The organism is Blautia sp. CAG:237 (genome assembly GCF_000436615.1).
In the GTDB taxonomy this organism is placed as follows: Bacteria; Bacillota; Clostridia; order Lachnospirales; family Lachnospiraceae; genus Blautia_A; species Blautia_A intestinihominis.
Map to the genome: position 1 here is coordinate 1 of NZ_FR886726.1, position 15989 is coordinate 15989.

The window sequence follows — 15989 nt, forward strand, 5'->3', positions numbered from 1 at the left end:
CGAGACCGCGGGTTCGAGCCCCGTCTATCGCTCTTAAGGACTCTGAGAATTCAGAGTCCTTTTCTTTTTGTTCTGTACATCTGAGGGCTGTCAGCATAGATCTTCAGCTGACTTTTTCTTCGCCTGCAGTCGTCATTCCATAGAAAGAAAAAAGATAGAGACCACAGAGACCAACTAGAGCATAGATGATTCTGGAAAGCCAGCTCATACTTCCGAACAGAAGGGCAACGAGGTTCAGATTAAAAAATCCGATCAGCCCCCAGTTCAGAGCTCCGATAATAGAAATCGTCAGTGCAAAACAATTCAGAAATTTATTTCCCATAGATGCTCATCCTTTCCTTGTTGTTGTAATCTTTAGTATCCCAGAAAGCAAAAAAAATATTCGCAGCAAAAATGTACTGCGAATATTTTTTAAAAATTAATTTACTGAACTTTGAGAATCTGAGATGTAACTGTTCCACCGCCAATCGTGAAAGCTTCGCCTGCCTGGATCGTTACGTCGGACTGATCCTTGAGTGTAAATGCCTGGCAGACATTTACAGTCTGTCCTGGATTAACCTCTGCCATGAACTGGTCTACAGCAGTATCATTTTCTGCGAGAATCGCAGCTTCCAGAGCTTGTCCATTCTGTGTTGCCTGAAGATTGACATCTACCATGGCGCTGGAAGGTGAACTTCCGTTGTTGGTGTAATCATAGTAGACAAGGATGCAGGAATTTCCGGCATAGTCCTTGGTAACACGGCATTTGGTGTAATGGATAGTGAATTTATCATTGCTCATATCAATAGTGCTGTCAGAAGTTGGCTGTGCATCAAGGTTTCCAGAATCAGAATTTTCAATCTCAGAGAGAGACTGGTGGATCTCATCCTGTACGTTGGAGAAGTTTGCAGACATTACTTTGACAGTTTCTGCATCGAGGGAAACAACTTTCCATTTGCCGTTCGCCTCGATCAGAGGGTAGTCAATATCAACTTCTGTATACTTGTCCTCGACAGAACCGGATTTCTCCTCGAGAAGAGAAGCAAGTTTCTGCTGAGTTTCTTCCTCTGTTATTGTCTCTCCTGAAAATGCAGTGGAAACGATCTGCTTGAGGAATTCTGTGATGGTTTCTTTGTAGATATCAGAACCGTCAATGTATTTGATATGTGCAGTGACAGTTGCTGTTCCGTTCTGGATGTTGAACCTGGTCTTCTTGATCTCGAAACTCATCTTCTGGTTGATGGTCTTGAAGAAGTTGGTGTAAGCAGCGCTTGTGATATCCGCGTTATCCAGTGCAGACATGTCATTGCTCTGCAGAAGTTCCTTCATACCATCAAAGTTCATTGCCTGAACATTTTCGAGATAGTTCTTGGTTGTGGAGATCGGTTTCTGACGTTCCATGAAATAGTATGCTGCCGCTCCGGCGACTGCGAGGATGAGAATGATCAGAAAGACGATCAGTCCGGTTTTCTTTTTTTTCTTTTTGGGAACTTTGATCTCTTCTGTTTCGGTAACAGATGCAGTATCAACAGTTTCCGGTTTATTTTTATTTTTTCGCATTATTGCCTCCTTTTTTTCTATTATAGCAGAGGAGAGCCTTACTTGACAAGGACAATTGCAGGCTCTAAAATTAACCTTAACAACAGAAAGAAAATGAGGGGATTTCTTTTTTACAAAGAGGAGGAAGTGCTTATGGCAAAAAAATACGAAGATTTTTTTCGGTCGGAAGCGGACGGGCTGGAGATCTCAGTCTTGTGTATCTGCCCGGAGGAGAAGCCGTATCGGGCGATCGTTCAGCTTGTTCACGGGATGTGTGAACACAAGGAACGTTACATACCATTTATGGAATATCTTGCAGAACAGGGATTTGTGACCGTGATCCATGACCACAGAGGACATGGAAGGAGTGTCCGTTCCAAAGATGATCTCGGATATATGTACGGTAGCGGAGCAGAGGGAATGCTCAAGGACATTGCGAAAGTAAATCATGACATCCGCAAATATTTCCCGGATCTTCCGCTGATCCTGATGGGACACAGTATGGGCTCGCTGGCAGTGAGGGCTTTTGCAAGTGAACATGATGACTGCCTGGATATGCTGATTGTATGCGGTTCACCGAGCGAAAACAAGGCAAGGATTCTTGGCAAAGCGATCGCAACGGCAGAGGGCAAAGTTCTGGGATATCGTCACAAGAGCCATGTGCTGGAGTCACTTTCTTTCGGTTCCTATGTATGGAAATTCCGAAAGGAAGGCAACAAAAATGCCTGGACCTGTTCAGATCCGGCAGTCTATCAGGCGTACACAGATTCCGAATTGTGCGGATTTACCTTTACAGACGATGCGTACATAGCACTTTTTGACCTTATGAAAAAAGCCTATGACATCCATAAATGGAGCTGCAAAAATCCAAGAATGCCGGTGCTTTTTATCAGCGGAGCCGAGGATCCGTGCCTTGGGAATGTCCGTAAGTTTGCAGGGGCAGTCCATGCGATGAGACGTGCGGGATATCTGGATGTAAAAGGCAAGCTTTATCCGGGAATGCGCCACGAGATCCTGAATGAAAAGGGCAAAGAAAGAGTCTGGAGAGATGTTGTGATCTATATGAAGAAGAAAGGATTCTGATATCCGGTGAATAAAAATCTGTTTTTTTCGAAATCCTAAAAACAAAAACGGAGATGTGGATGTGAGGAAAAAACAGATTTTTATGATGCTTTTGCTGGCAGTTTTCCTGACTTTAGCAGGGTGCCACGGTGAGAAACAAAGACAAGAAGAGGAACTGTTTGTAAGACAGGTAAGTGAAGAGGGCGTGTGCTCTCTTTTTTATTTATCTTGACTAAATGGGTATGGTATTGGTATAATGTGTTTTGTGAATATTTACCAGATTTGGAGGAGATAAAATGAGAGCAAGCGGCATTTTAATGGGTATATCCAGTATACCGTCAAAATACGGAATCGGATGTTTTTCAAAGGAAGCCTATGAATTTGTTGATCAACTGGAGCAGGCAGGACAGCAGTACTGGCAGATTCTTCCGTTAGGACCTACTGGATATGGAGATTCTCCTTATCAGTCCGTTTCTACTTTTGCAGGAAATCCGTATTTTATCAATTTGGAGGATCTGATCGAGAAGGGACTTCTGACCAGAGGGGAATGTGAGTCCTGTGACTGGGGTGGAAGCGAGTCTTATGTAGATTATGAAAAGATGTACATGTCCAGATATAAACTTCTTCGCAAAGCATATGAGAGAGCAGATCTTTCCAAGGATGAGGATTATGCAGATTTTCTGAAAGAAGAGCAGAACTGGCTGACAGATTACTGTCTGTTTATGGCGATCAAGAATGACCAGAAGGGTATCTGCTGGATCGACTGGCCGGAAGAACTCAAGGACCGTCATTCCAAAGCAGTCAAAGAAGCAGAGAAAGAGCTTGAAGAGGAGATCGATTTCTATCGTTTCCAGCAGTACTGCTTTACCACACAGTGGAGAAAGCTGAAAGCATACGCAAATGAGAAAGGTATCAGCATCATCGGCGATGTACCGATCTATGTGGCACTGGACAGCTCTGACGCATGGGCAAATCCGGAAATGCTGCAGTTTGACAAGGATCACAACCCGAAATCCGTAGCAGGATGCCCGCCAGATGCATTTTCTGCAACAGGACAGCTCTGGGGAAATCCTCTTTACGACTGGAAGAAATTAAAAGCGACAGGATATGACTGGTGGGTGCAGAGAATGCAGCACTGTCTTGAATTATACGATGTAGTGAGGATCGACCATTTCCGTGGCTTTGATGAATATTATGCGATCCCATACGGAGAGACGACCGCACAGAAGGGCAAATGGGAAAAAGGACCTGGAATGGATCTTTTCAATACCCTGAACAAAAAGATCGAGAACCTTCGCGTGATCGCAGAGGATCTTGGATTCCTGACAAAGAGCGTTCTGGAAATGCTCAAAGAAAGCGGCTATCCGGGAATGAAAGTCCTGCAGTTTGCTTTTGACGGAAGTGAGAACAGCTCTTATCTTCCATATAAATATGAACATAACTGCGTTGTCTATACAGGAACCCATGACAACGAGACGACCAAAGGATGGCTGGAAAACCTTCAGGGTCATGACAGAGACTTTGTAAGAGAATACATCAACTGCTATGAAGTACCGGTAAATGACTGTGTATGGGCACTGATCCGTACAGCTCTTGCAAGTGTGGCTGACCTAGCGATCATTCCGATCCAGGATTACCTCTGCCTTGGAAACGAAGCACGTATGAATGTACCGGCAACTTTGGGCGACAACTGGAAATGGAGACTGACCAAAGGACAGATTTCTGATATGGCTCTGTATCATATGAGAGAGGTTACAAGAATCTATGGCCGTCTTTACAGAGAGCCGGTTGTTGAAACGGAAGAAGAGACCGAGGCTGACGAAAAAGAAGAATTGAACAATTCTGTAAAAGATGATAAGATAAAAAAATAATTTATTTTTTGCAAGTGAGAGGAGAAGCAGATGGAGGAACAGAACAAGCAGTCTGAACAGGAAACTTCCGGAGCAGAACCAAAGGAGCAGGGGACACCGACAAGAAGTTCCATTATCATGCTTCTTGCAGGTGTGTATCTTTTGTATACAGGGTATAAGCTCTGTAAGGATGTACTGGATGGTGTGAATGGCAGCAGCTGGGGATTTTTTGCAGCGGGAGTCGGATTTCTGATCGTTGGAGTTGTTATGCTGGTGGTTGGCGGCAGAGACCTGATGAAGAAGGACAAGGCGAAGCGTGCAGCAGAAGCCGCAGCACAGGAGCAGATCCAGAAACAGCCGGAACCTGCAGAAGAGAAGAAATCTATGAGCATCGCACAGAGAGCACATCTGGCAGACGGACTTGACAATGAAAACGGAGATGACACAGATGCACAGGAAAGCAGTGTCTCCCTGGAAAAGAAACCAGAGGATGAAAAATCTGAATAAATCCTGTAAAATCACATAAGGATCAAAAATGCCGCAGACTTCAGGATCTGCGGCGTTTTTTACGCTTTTTTACAACTTTTTTCGGAGCATCCGGGTTATGTAAGGTTGACCAGCAGAAAAGCTGGACGAGGATGATCCCAATAAAAGCTCCACAGCTGTCAATGCAGACATCGCGGACAGCAGGGGTACGTCCTCCGACAAAAGACTGGTGGTATTCATCCAGTCCTGCAAATCCCACACAGAAGATCCCGGCGAGAAGAAACAGCCAGAAACCTCTCACGCGGTAAACGTAGAGCGGGAAAGAAATGGCAACAGCCAGAAGGAAATATTCTGTCATATGAGCTGCTTTTCGTACATAGAAGTGGATCTGGTCAGCTTCATAACTTAATTCATCGTAACTTTTTTCCTGGTGCAAAACCTCACTTTTGACCTCGACGATCTTGTAACTGATCTTGTAACTTAATTCCCCGGACACCTCCCCGGTCTGGGCTGAAAATGAAATGATCAGGTACATCATAAGAAGCGCAGGCAGAAAAGATAAAGGCTTCAGTAATGTAATCAGTATTTTCATGGCACTAATAATAGCATGGAAGGTTCGAAATGTAAAGCCCGGGGAGATGTTACAGGCAGTTTTATCACGAACAAAACGCTGGTAAGAGACAGGGGGATATGCTATACTGAGTAGCAGAATGACGAATAAAAATACTGCTGACAGGGAGCTTTTGTGCGGCAGTATGAAAGGAGAAGTGTAAATGAGTTTAGCAGATGTTACTTTTATCAATATGTGCAAAGATGTAATAGAAAACGGAACCAGTACAGAAGGAGAGAAAGTCCGCCCGGTCTGGGAGGATGGAACTTCCGCGTATACGATCAAGAGATTCGGTGTTGTCAACCGCTATGATCTCCGTAAGGAATTTCCGGCACTGACACTCCGTAAGACAGCACTCAAGAGTGCGATGGACGAGATCTTATGGATCTGGCAGAAGAAATCCAACAATATCCATGACCTTCACAGCCATATCTGGGACAGCTGGGCAGATGAAGACGGCTCCATCGGCAAGGCATATGGTTATCAGCTTGGAGTCAAGCACCAGTACAAAGAAGGTATGATGGATCAGGTAGACCGTGTGTTATATGACCTTAAGAACAATCCGTACAGCCGCCGCATCATGACAAATATCTACGTGCATCAGGACCTTCATGAGATGAACCTTTATCCGTGTGCATATTCCATGACATTCAATGTGACCAAGGAACCGGGCAAGGATAAGCTTACATTAAATGCGGTACTGAACCAGCGTTCCCAGGATATCCTGGCGGCAAATAACTGGAATGTATGCCAGTATTCTATCCTTCTGATGATGATCGCGCAGGTTTGCGATATGGAAGCGGGAGAACTGGTCCATGTGATTGCAGACTGTCATATTTATGACCGTCATGTACCGGTCATCAAGGAACTGATCAGCCGTACACCATATCCGGCACCGACTGTGAAACTGAATCCGGAGATCAAAGATTTCTATGATTTTACAACGGATGACCTAATCGTAGAAAACTATCAGACCTGGCCGCAGATCAAGAACATTCCGATCGCGATCTGATCGTCAGAAGAAACCAATAAAAACAGAAGGGGATTTTAACATGAATATTATCGTAGCAGCAGACAAAAACTGGGCCATCGGCAAAGATAACAAACTTCTTGTAAGCATCCCGGCAGACATGAAGATGTTCCGCCAGGAGACAACAGGCAAAGTCGTTGTCATGGGGCGCAAGACACTGGAAAGCTTTCCAAACGGACTTCCGCTCAAGAACAGAACCAATATTGTTCTTACCGGAAATAAAGATTACAAGGTAAAAGATGCTATCATCGTTCATACGATCGAGGAACTTCTGGAGGAAATTAAGAAATATCCGTCCGATCAGGTATACTGCATCGGTGGAGACAGTGTGTACAAACAGCTCCTTCCATACTGTGACACTGCACATGTGACCAAGATCGATTTTGCATACGAAGCAGACAGCTACTTCACGAATCTTGACGAGATGCCGGAGTGGAAAGTGACAGCAGAAAGCGATGAGCAGACATATTTTGACCTGGAATATACATTTGTGAAATATGAGAGAGTAAAATAGGACAGTAAATTTCATAACAGAGCAAAAAACAAGGTGTGGAAAATTCTCCACACCTTGTCTGATCTAACGGGTAAATTATTCGATAACTTTGATCCATCCTTCTGGAGCTTCGATGCGTCCCATCTGGATACCTGTCAGTGTCTCGTACAGTTTCTTGGTTGTCGGTCCCATTTCTTCCATTCCACTTGGGAAATAGATTTCTTTGTCGTGGTCAACGATCTTGCCAACTGGAGAGATAACTGCAGCAGTTCCGCAAAGTCCGCATTCTGCGAAGTCTTTGACTTCATCCAGATATACTTCACGTTCCTCAACTTTGAGTCCGAGATAATGTTCAGCAACATAGATCAGGGAACGACGTGTGATGGATGGAAGGATGCTGTTGGACTTCGGTGTTACAACAGTGCCGTCTTTGGTTACGAAGATGAAGTTTGCTCCACCTGTCTCCTCAACTTTGGTTCTTGTTGCGGAGTCAAGGTACATGTTCTCATCGTATCCCTGACGATGTGCATCCATGATCGCATGAAGGCTCATTGCGTAGTTAAGGCCAGCTTTGATGTGTCCTGTTCCATGCGGTGCAGCACGGTCAAAGTCTGTGACACGGATCGTGATCGGCTTTGCGCCACCCTTGAAGTATGGTCCTACTGGTGTGGTCAGGATACGGAACTGATATTCATCAGCCGGTTTAACACCGATAACCGGGTTGCTTCCGAACATGTACGGACGTACATACAGGGTTGCACCTGAGCCGTATGGCGGTACGTAAGCTTCGTTTGCTTTGATGGTCTTGACAACGGCATCTACAAAACGATCCTCCGGGAATACTGGCATTTCCAGTCTTCTTGCGGAGTTTGCAAGACGCTCTGCGTTGAGGTCAGGACGGAAAGTAACGATATGTCCGTCTTCTGTTGTATAGGCTTTCATGCCTTCGAATACAGTCTGTGCATACTGGAAAACACAGGCACATTCATTCAGTACTACATTCGGGTCTGTGGTCAGTTCTCCTTCATCCCATTTGCCATCCTTGAAGTTGGCAACATAACGATAATCTGTCGGGATATAGCCGAATCCTATGCTGCCCCAGTCAATGTTCTTTTTTTCCATAATATATATTCCTCCATTTCGTATGGCTGTCGTTGTTACTGTTCATTCTGTTTGCAGTAACTTTTGTTTTTATTTTAGCACTTTATTGTGGTGACTTCAATGAAAACTTGTATTTTATACCCCAGTTCGTTATAATATGAAGCAGAGAAGGGGCAGTCTCTCTGAAGGCGGCTCCGTTTTTTTCAGAAAATCAGGTGTATGTGAAATACGATAAAATGGAGGGAAACTTATGTATCGCGACCATACAAAGGTAGTACAGATAGGAAACAGAAAGATCGGAGGAGGAAACCCTGTCCTTATCCAGTCTATGACAAATACCAAGACAGAAGATGTGGAGGCAACTGTCCGTCAGATCCTTGAACTGGAGGCGGCAGGATGTGAGATCATCCGCTGTGCAGTTCCGACAATGGAAGCTGCCGAGGCACTCCGTGAGATCAAGAAACAGATCCACATTCCGCTTGTGGCAGATATCCATTTTGATTATCGCCTTGCGATCGCAGCAATGGAGAACGGCGCAGACAAGATCCGTATCAATCCGGGCAACATCGGAAGCAGAGACAGAATCCAGGCAGTCGTAGATGTTGCAAAGGAGAGAAATATTCCGATCCGTGTCGGCGTCAACAGCGGTTCTCTTGAGAAAGAACTGGTGGAGAAATACCATGGAGTTACTGCCGAGGGATTGGTAGAGAGTGCACTGGACAAAGTCCATATCATAGAAGAAATGGGCTATGACAATCTGGTCATCAGCATCAAATCCTCTGATGTCATGATGTGTGCCAGGGCGCATGAACTGATCGCCCAGAAGACCGACCACCCGCTTCACGTAGGGATCACAGAGGCAGGAACTTTGTATTCCGGAAATATCAAATCAGCAGTCGGACTCGGGATCATTCTGTATCAGGGAATCGGTGACACGATCCGCGTTTCCCTGACAGGAGCTCCGCTTGAAGAGATCAAATCAGCCAAACGAATCCTCAAGACACTGGGGCTTCGCAAAGGAGGCATTGAAGTTGTGTCCTGTCCAACCTGCGGCCGTACCCGTATCGACCTGATCGGCCTTGCAAACAAGGTAGAGGCGATGGTTCAGGACATTCCGCTGGATATCAAAGTAGCGGTCATGGGCTGCGTAGTCAATGGACCGGGAGAAGCGAAGGAAGCGGATATAGGAATCGCCGGTGGAGTCGGTGTAGGACTTCTGATCAAAAAAGGAGAAATCGTAAAGAAAGTACCGGAGGAAGAACTTCTGGATACGTTAAGAGACGAACTGCTCCACTGGGAAGCGTAAGAAAGAGGCATCAGACATGGAAAAAGAATTTTTTGACGTATTTCCAAGCCTGAAGTTGAAAGATCAGCTAAAAGAATGGCTGGAAATGGTCACAGTTTCCAGGGTGACCTGCAATCCTGCAAAAACAAGGCTCTGGGTCTACATCCACAGTGAACGCTGGATCCACAAGAAGTTTATTTTTGCACTGGAAGATCAGATCGAACGGCAGTGTTTCCCGGGAATGGAGATGCGCGTGACTGTGATCGAGAGATTTCATCTGTCGAAGCAGTATTCTCCGTCGAATTTCCTCGAGATCTACCGTGCCAGCATGGAACTGGAACTGAAAAATTACAATATGCTGGAATATAATCTGTTCAAGCGGGCGCAGATTACTTTCCCATCAGATGAGGAGATGGATCTGGTCCTTCCGGATTCTGTGATCTCAAGGGAAAAAAGCGAGATCCTTGTGGAATATCTGCATAAGGTTTTCTGCGAGCGCTGTGGAATGAATCTTAAGATCAACCTTGATTTCCAGGAAGTACAGGAGAGCAAGTACCGCAGAAATGCCGCACTTCAGATCCGGCAGGAAGTTGCCAATGTCCTGAAATATGCAAAACTGACCCCGGAGACTGCCGAAGCACAGGAAAACACAGCAGAAGAAGCGACAAAGGAAAAATCCGACAGTTCCAAAACAAAGGACACCAAAAAATCCGGACAGGAACAGAAATCGAAGTTTTTTGACAAGAAAAAAGGACAGCAGAACGATTATCGTGGAGGCTTCCGTAAGGACAGCAATCCGGACGTTGTATATGGAAGGGATTTTGAAGGAGATACGATCCCGCTGGAGTCAATCACCGGTGAGATGGGCGAGGTCATGATCCGCTGTCAGGTAGAAGAAGTAGAGGCAAGAGAGATCCGAAACGAGAAGACGATCCTGATCCTTACTGTCACAGATTTTACGGATTCCATTGTGATCAAGATGTTCCTTCGAAATGAACAGGTTCCGGAAGTGACCGAACATGTCAGGAAAGGTGCGTTCCTGAAATTCAAGGGTGTCACCACGATCGATCGTTTTGACAGTGAGCTGACGATCGGTTCGATCTCCGGGATCAAGAAGATCGCAGATTTCAGGAGCATGAGGATGGACACCAGTCCGCAGAAGCGAGTCGAGCTTCACTGCCATACCAAGATGAGCGATATGGATGGTGTTACCACAGCAAAGGATCTCGTCAAGCGTGCGTATGAATGGGGACACAAGGCGATCGCGATCACGGACCATGGCGTTGTACAGGCATTCCCGGAGGCAAACCACTGCTTTGATGCATGGGGCGGCTGTGTGCCGAAGGACTCTGATTTCAAGGTACTCTACGGTATGGAAGCGTATCTCGTAGATGACCTCAAGGGGATCGTTACCAACAGCGAGGGACAGTCGATGGACGGCAAATTTGTCGTATTTGATATCGAGACGACAGGATTTTCCCCGCTGACCTGCGAGATCATTGAGATCGGTGCGGTACGTGTCGAAAAGGGCGTGATCACAGACCGTTTTTCCACTTTTGTCAATCCGAAGGTTCCGATCCCGTACAGGATCGAGCAGTTGACCAGCATCAATGATTCTATGGTCATGGATGCACCGGATATCCAGACAATCCTTCCGAAGTTTCTGGAATTTTGTGAGGGCGCGGTCATGGTTGCGCACAATGCAGACTTTGATATGAGTTTTATCATTGAGAACTGCAAGCGTCAGGGACTTCCACAGGAATATACGTATGTGGACACCGTTGGAATGGCACGATTCCTTCTGCCGGCACTGAACCGATTCAAGCTGGATACGGTTGCCAAAGCAGTCGGTGTTTCTCTGGACCATCACCACAGGGCAGTAGATGATGCGGCATGTACGGCCGAGATCTTTGTGCGGTTTGTGGAGATGCTTCGGGAGAGGGATATTTTTGATGTAGATACGCTGAATGAGCAGGGAAATGTCTCTGTCAACACGATCAAGAAACTCCCGACTTATCATGCAATCATCCTTGCCAGAAATGAGACAGGACGCGTGAACCTGTACAAATTGGTAAGCCAGTCTCATCTGAAATATTACAGAAGGCGGCCTCGTGTGCCGAAGAGCCTTTTCCTTGAACTCAGAGAGGGACTTCTGATCGGAAGTGCCTGCGAAGCGGGCGAACTGTATCAGGCACTGCTTCGAAATGCACCGGAACCGGAGATCGCGAGACTTGTCAATTTTTATGACTATCTGGAGATCCAGCCGCTTGGAAACAATGCGTTTATGATCGCAGATGAAAAAAATGACCGCGTAAATTCCAATGAGGACCTGATCGAGATCAACAAGAAGATCGTCAAACTGGGAGACCAGTTCAAGAAACCGGTCGTTGCGACCTGTGACGTACACTTTATGGATCCGGAGGATGAGATCTACCGACGGATCATCATGGCAGGAAACGGTTTTTCGGATGCAGATAATCAGGCCCCGCTTTATCTCCGCACTACAGAGGAGATGCTGGAGGAATTTTCCTATCTGGGAAGTGAGAAGGCGGAAGAAGTCGTTATCACGAACACAAATAAGATCGCGGATATGATCGAGAAGATCTCCCCGATTCATCCGGACAAGTTCCCTCCGGTCATCGAGAATTCCGACCAGGATCTCAAGGATATCTGCTTCAATAAAGCGCATGAGATGTACGGAGAAAACCTTCCGGAGATCGTGGAGGAACGACTGAACCGAGAACTGAACTCTATCATTTCCAATGGATATGCCGTTATGTATATCATCGCACAGAAACTGGTATGGAAGTCCAATGAGGATGGTTATCTGGTAGGCTCGCGAGGATCAGTAGGATCTTCGCTCGCGGCGACGATGTCCGGTATCACGGAGGTTAATCCGCTTCCGCCACATTATCTGTGCCCGAACTGCAAATATCATGATTTTGATTCGCCGGAGGTAAAGAAATTCGGCGGTATGGCAGGTTGCGATATGCCGGATAAGATCTGCCCGAAATGCGGCACGAAGCTGAACAAAGAAGGATTTGATATCCCGTTCGAGACATTCCTTGGTTTCAAGGGTGACAAGGAGCCGGATATCGACCTGAACTTCTCCGGAGAATATCAGGCGAATGCGCACAGATATACAGAGGTTATCTTCGGAAAAGGTCAGACATTCAAGGCTGGTACGATTGGTACCCTGGCAGAGAAAACGGCATTCGGTTATGTCAAGAATTATTACGAAGAGCGTGGCCAGCACAAGCGTTACTGCGAGATCAACCGGATCGTCAAGGGCTGTACGGGAATCCGAAGAACGACAGGCCAGCATCCGGGTGGAATCATCGTTCTTCCGGTAGGTGTAGAGATCGAGAAATTCACACCGGTACAGCATCCGGCAAACGACGAAAACAGTGATATCATCACGACACATTTCGACTATCATTCCATTGACGGAAACCTTCTGAAACTTGATATTCTAGGACACGATGATCCGACAATGATCCGTATGCTCGAGGACCTTACAGGCTTAAGTGCCCGTGATGTACCTCTGGACAGCAAAGAAGTCATGTCGCTTTTTGCAAGTACGGATGCATTGGGAATCAAACCGGAGGATATCGGCGGCTGTAAACTGGGATGCCTTGGAATCCCGGAGTTTGGTACAGATTTCGCGATGCAGATGTTGATCGACACGAAGCCAAAATATTTTTCTGATCTTGTTCGTATCGCGGGTCTGTCTCATGGTACGGACGTATGGCTTGGAAATGCGCAGACTCTGATCGAGGAGGGCAAGGCGACGATTTCCACCGCGATCTGTACGCGAGATGATATCATGATCTACCTTATCAGCATGGGCGTAGAGAGCAGTCTTGCGTTTACCATCATGGAGAGCGTCCGTAAGGGTAAGGGACTTCGTGATGAGTGGGAAGCTACCATGAGAGAACATAAGGTTCCGGAATGGTACATCTGGTCCTGCAAAAAGATCAAGTACATGTTCCCGAAAGCGCATGCGGCGGCTTACGTTATGATGGCGTGGAGGATCGCGTGGTTCAAGGTGTTCAAGCCGCTGGCATATTATGCGGCATTTTTCAGTATCCGTGCGACGGCTTTTTCCTATGAGACCATGTGTATGGGAAGGGAGCGTCTGGACTATTATCTTGCAGAGATCCGCAAAAAAGGCGACGAGGCTTCCAAGAAAGAACAGGATTCGATCCGTGACATGAGGATCGTACAGGAAATGTACGCGAGAGGGATCGAATTCCTTCCGATCGATCTGTACAAGGCAAAAGCAAACAGATTCCAGATCATTGACGGCAAGCTGATGCCGGCACTGAACTGTATCGACGGAATGGGTGACAAGGCGGCAGAAGCAGTTGTAGATGCTGCAAAACAGGGCAAATTCCTGTCAAAAGATGACTTCCGCGACAGGACAAAGGTCAGCAAGACAGTCATTGACCTGATGGACGACCTGGGAATTTTTGGGGATATCCCGCAGTCCAATCAGTTTTCATTATTTGACAATGTGCTTGTCTGAAATTTGGGATTACCGGTATGGGGACCGGATATGCTACCATAGTTAAAGGAGAAGAAGATGAAAAAAGAGGAATTAAGGTATTTACAGAGACTGGCAGAACTGTATCCGACGATCGGAAAGGCATCGACAGAGATCATCAATCTGCAGTCTATTCTGAACCTTCCAAAAGGAACAGAACACTTTATGTCAGATATCCATGGAGAATATGAGGCATTTGCCCATGTGCTCCGCAACGGTTCGGGTGCAGTCCGCAAGAAGATCGACGATGTATTCGGACATACCTTAAGCAACAGTGACAAGCGTGCGCTGGCTACGCTTATCTACTATCCGAAAGAAAAGATGCGTCTGGTCAAAAAGATAGAAGAAGATATGGAAAATTGGTACAAGATCACGTTGTACCGTCTGATCGAAGTCTGCAAGACCACTGCATCCAAATATACCCGATCCAAAGTCCGCAAGGCACTGCCGGCAGATTATGCTTATGTGATCGAGGAACTGATCACGGAGAAGGCAGAAGTCCTGGACAAAGAAGCTTATTATGATTCTATCGTAAATACGATCATTGAGATCGGCCGTGCGGAGAATTTCATCATAGCCTTGGCAGAGCTGATCCAGCGTCTTGTTGTCGATCACCTTCATATCCTGGGAGATATTTTTGACCGTGGACCGGGACCTCATTTCATTATGGACCGTCTGATGGAGTACCATTCTCTGGACATTCAGTGGGGAAATCATGATGCAGTCTGGATGGGAGCAGCTGTTGGACAGCAGTCCTGCATCGCAACAGTCCTCAGAAACAGTCTCCGCTATGGAAATCAGGATATCCTGGAGGATGGATATGGGATCAATCTTCTGCCGCTTGCAACGTTTGCGATGGAAGTATACAAGGATGATCCGTGCAGTGTGTTTGAGATGAAGGGAACTTCTAATTATAATGCAGCCGAGAAAGACCTTGGACAGAAGATGCACAAGGCGATCGCTATCATCCAGTTCAAACTGGAAGGCCAGCTCATCCGCCGTCATAAGGAATTCCACATGGAAAACCGCTGTCTGCTCCATCGGATCGATCCGGAAAAATGCACGATCACACTTCCTGACGGTAAGGAATATCCACTGCTGGATACAAATTTCCCGACGATCGACTGGAAGAAGCCATATGAGCTGAGCACAGGTGAGAAGGAAGTGATGGAACGTCTGGAATCTGCATTCCGTAACTGTGAGAAGTTGCAGAAACATATGAGCCTTCTGCTGGACAAAGGCGGTCTCTACAAGACTTTCAACGGAAATCTTCTGTTCCACGGATGTATTCCTTTGAATGAGGATGGAAGTCTCAAGGAAGTCCAGATCTATGGCAAGACTTACAAGGGCAAAGAACTCTATGATGTACTGGAGGCTTATGTAAGGAGAGCGTTTTTTGCTGTGGACAACGAAGAGCAGCGTAAGGGCAGGGATATCCTCTGGTTTATCTGGGCGAGCCCGAACTCCCCGTTGTTTGGCAAAGACAAGATGACAACATTTGAAAGATATTTTATTGCAGACAAGGCAACGCACAAAGAAGTGAAAGGTGCATATTATCGTCTTCTGGAAAACGAAGAAGTGATAGACAGTCTTCTCAGAGAGTTTGGACTGGATCCTGCGAAGGGGCACATCATCAACGGACATGTGCCAGTACATCAGGGAGAAGGCGAGAGCCCGGTCAAATGCGGCGGCAAAGTTATTGTCATCGACGGTGGTTTCTGCAAAGCATACCACAAGGTTACCGGAATTGCAGGATACACACTGGTATACAATTCCTACGGACTGATCCTCTGTGCACATGAGTCATTTACTTCTGCGGAAGATGCGGTTTCAAAAGAAAGTGATATTGTTTCCAACCGGGTAGCGGTTCATTATACAACAAAGAGAAGACTGGTAGGAGATACAGATACCGGAATTGCTCTCAAGGAAAAGATTGGCGAGCTGATGCAGCTTCTGGACGCATACCGGCGAGGAATCATCAAAGAGAAAAAATAAGGAGAAAAACGAC

Annotated in this window: 12 protein-coding genes; 8 read left to right on the forward strand and 4 right to left on the reverse strand. The window is 46.3% G+C overall.

What is annotated here, in order from left to right:
* Positions 1-103: 103 nt before the first annotated feature.
* Together QZL69_RS06365 and QZL69_RS06370 are read right to left on the reverse strand one after the other, a co-directional pair.
* Positions 104-322 (reverse strand): DUF378 domain-containing protein, encoded by a 219-nt coding sequence (locus QZL69_RS06365; RefSeq protein WP_022214390.1) that lies wholly within the window; start codon positions 320-322, stop codon positions 104-106.
* Positions 323-423: 101 nt separating this feature from the next.
* Positions 424-1539 carry a DUF5067 domain-containing protein gene (locus tag QZL69_RS06370; protein WP_022214391.1) on the reverse strand — a complete coding sequence of 372 codons (1116 nt, stop codon included), beginning with the start codon at positions 1537-1539 and terminating at the stop codon, positions 424-426.
* A gap of 132 nt (positions 1540-1671) precedes the next feature.
* Between QZL69_RS06370 and QZL69_RS06375 the strand changes: the two genes are divergently transcribed.
* The 3 genes from QZL69_RS06375 to QZL69_RS06385 all read left to right on the forward strand — a co-directional run bounded on the left by QZL69_RS06375 (position 1672) and on the right by QZL69_RS06385 (position 4937).
* Entirely contained in the window at positions 1672-2601 is a 930-nt protein-coding gene (locus QZL69_RS06375) for an alpha/beta fold hydrolase (protein WP_022214392.1), read from the forward strand.
* A gap of 275 nt (positions 2602-2876) precedes the next feature.
* A complete protein-coding gene (gene malQ, locus QZL69_RS06380; RefSeq protein WP_022214393.1) occupies positions 2877-4451 on the forward strand; it encodes a 4-alpha-glucanotransferase in 1575 nt (524 codons plus the stop codon).
* A gap of 30 nt (positions 4452-4481) precedes the next feature.
* Positions 4482-4937, forward strand: a complete 456-nt coding sequence (locus QZL69_RS06385) for a hypothetical protein (RefSeq protein WP_022214394.1) — start codon at positions 4482-4484, stop codon at positions 4935-4937.
* A gap of 40 nt (positions 4938-4977) precedes the next feature.
* Here the strand turns inward: QZL69_RS06385 and QZL69_RS06390 are convergent, their stop codons facing one another.
* Positions 4978-5508, reverse strand: coding sequence for a VanZ family protein (locus QZL69_RS06390; RefSeq protein WP_173905785.1), 531 nt, complete (start codon positions 5506-5508; stop codon positions 4978-4980).
* 181 nt (positions 5509-5689) lie between these two features.
* Between QZL69_RS06390 and thyA the strand changes: the two genes are divergently transcribed.
* A complete protein-coding gene (thyA, locus tag QZL69_RS06395) occupies positions 5690-6538 on the forward strand; it encodes a thymidylate synthase (protein WP_022214396.1) in 849 nt (282 codons plus the stop codon).
* A 40-nt stretch (positions 6539-6578) separates the two neighbouring features.
* Positions 6579-7070 (forward strand): dihydrofolate reductase, encoded by a 492-nt coding sequence (locus tag QZL69_RS06400; protein ID WP_022214397.1) that lies wholly within the window; start codon positions 6579-6581, stop codon positions 7068-7070.
* Between the two features lie 75 nt (positions 7071-7145).
* On the opposite strand, the gene QZL69_RS06405 is transcribed toward QZL69_RS06400, so the two are convergent.
* Positions 7146-8171 carry a branched-chain amino acid aminotransferase gene (locus QZL69_RS06405; protein ID WP_022214398.1) on the reverse strand — a complete coding sequence of 342 codons (1026 nt, stop codon included), beginning with the start codon at positions 8169-8171 and terminating at the stop codon, positions 7146-7148.
* A gap of 229 nt (positions 8172-8400) precedes the next feature.
* On the opposite strand from QZL69_RS06405, the gene ispG reads away from it, so the two are divergent.
* The 3 genes from ispG to QZL69_RS06420 are packed head-to-tail and all read left to right on the forward strand — an operon-like array spanning position 8401 to position 15976.
* Entirely contained in the window at positions 8401-9456 is a 1056-nt protein-coding gene (gene ispG, locus QZL69_RS06410; protein WP_022214399.1) for a flavodoxin-dependent (E)-4-hydroxy-3-methylbut-2-enyl-diphosphate synthase, read from the forward strand.
* Positions 9457-9472: 16 nt separating this feature from the next.
* Positions 9473-13963: a PolC-type DNA polymerase III gene (locus QZL69_RS06415; protein ID WP_022214400.1), complete on the forward strand. Its 4491-nt coding sequence runs from the start codon at positions 9473-9475 to the stop codon at positions 13961-13963.
* Between the two features lie 57 nt (positions 13964-14020).
* Positions 14021-15976 (forward strand): fructose-bisphosphatase class III, encoded by a 1956-nt coding sequence (locus tag QZL69_RS06420; RefSeq protein ID WP_022214401.1) that lies wholly within the window; start codon positions 14021-14023, stop codon positions 15974-15976.
* Positions 15977-15989: the final 13 nt, after the last annotated feature.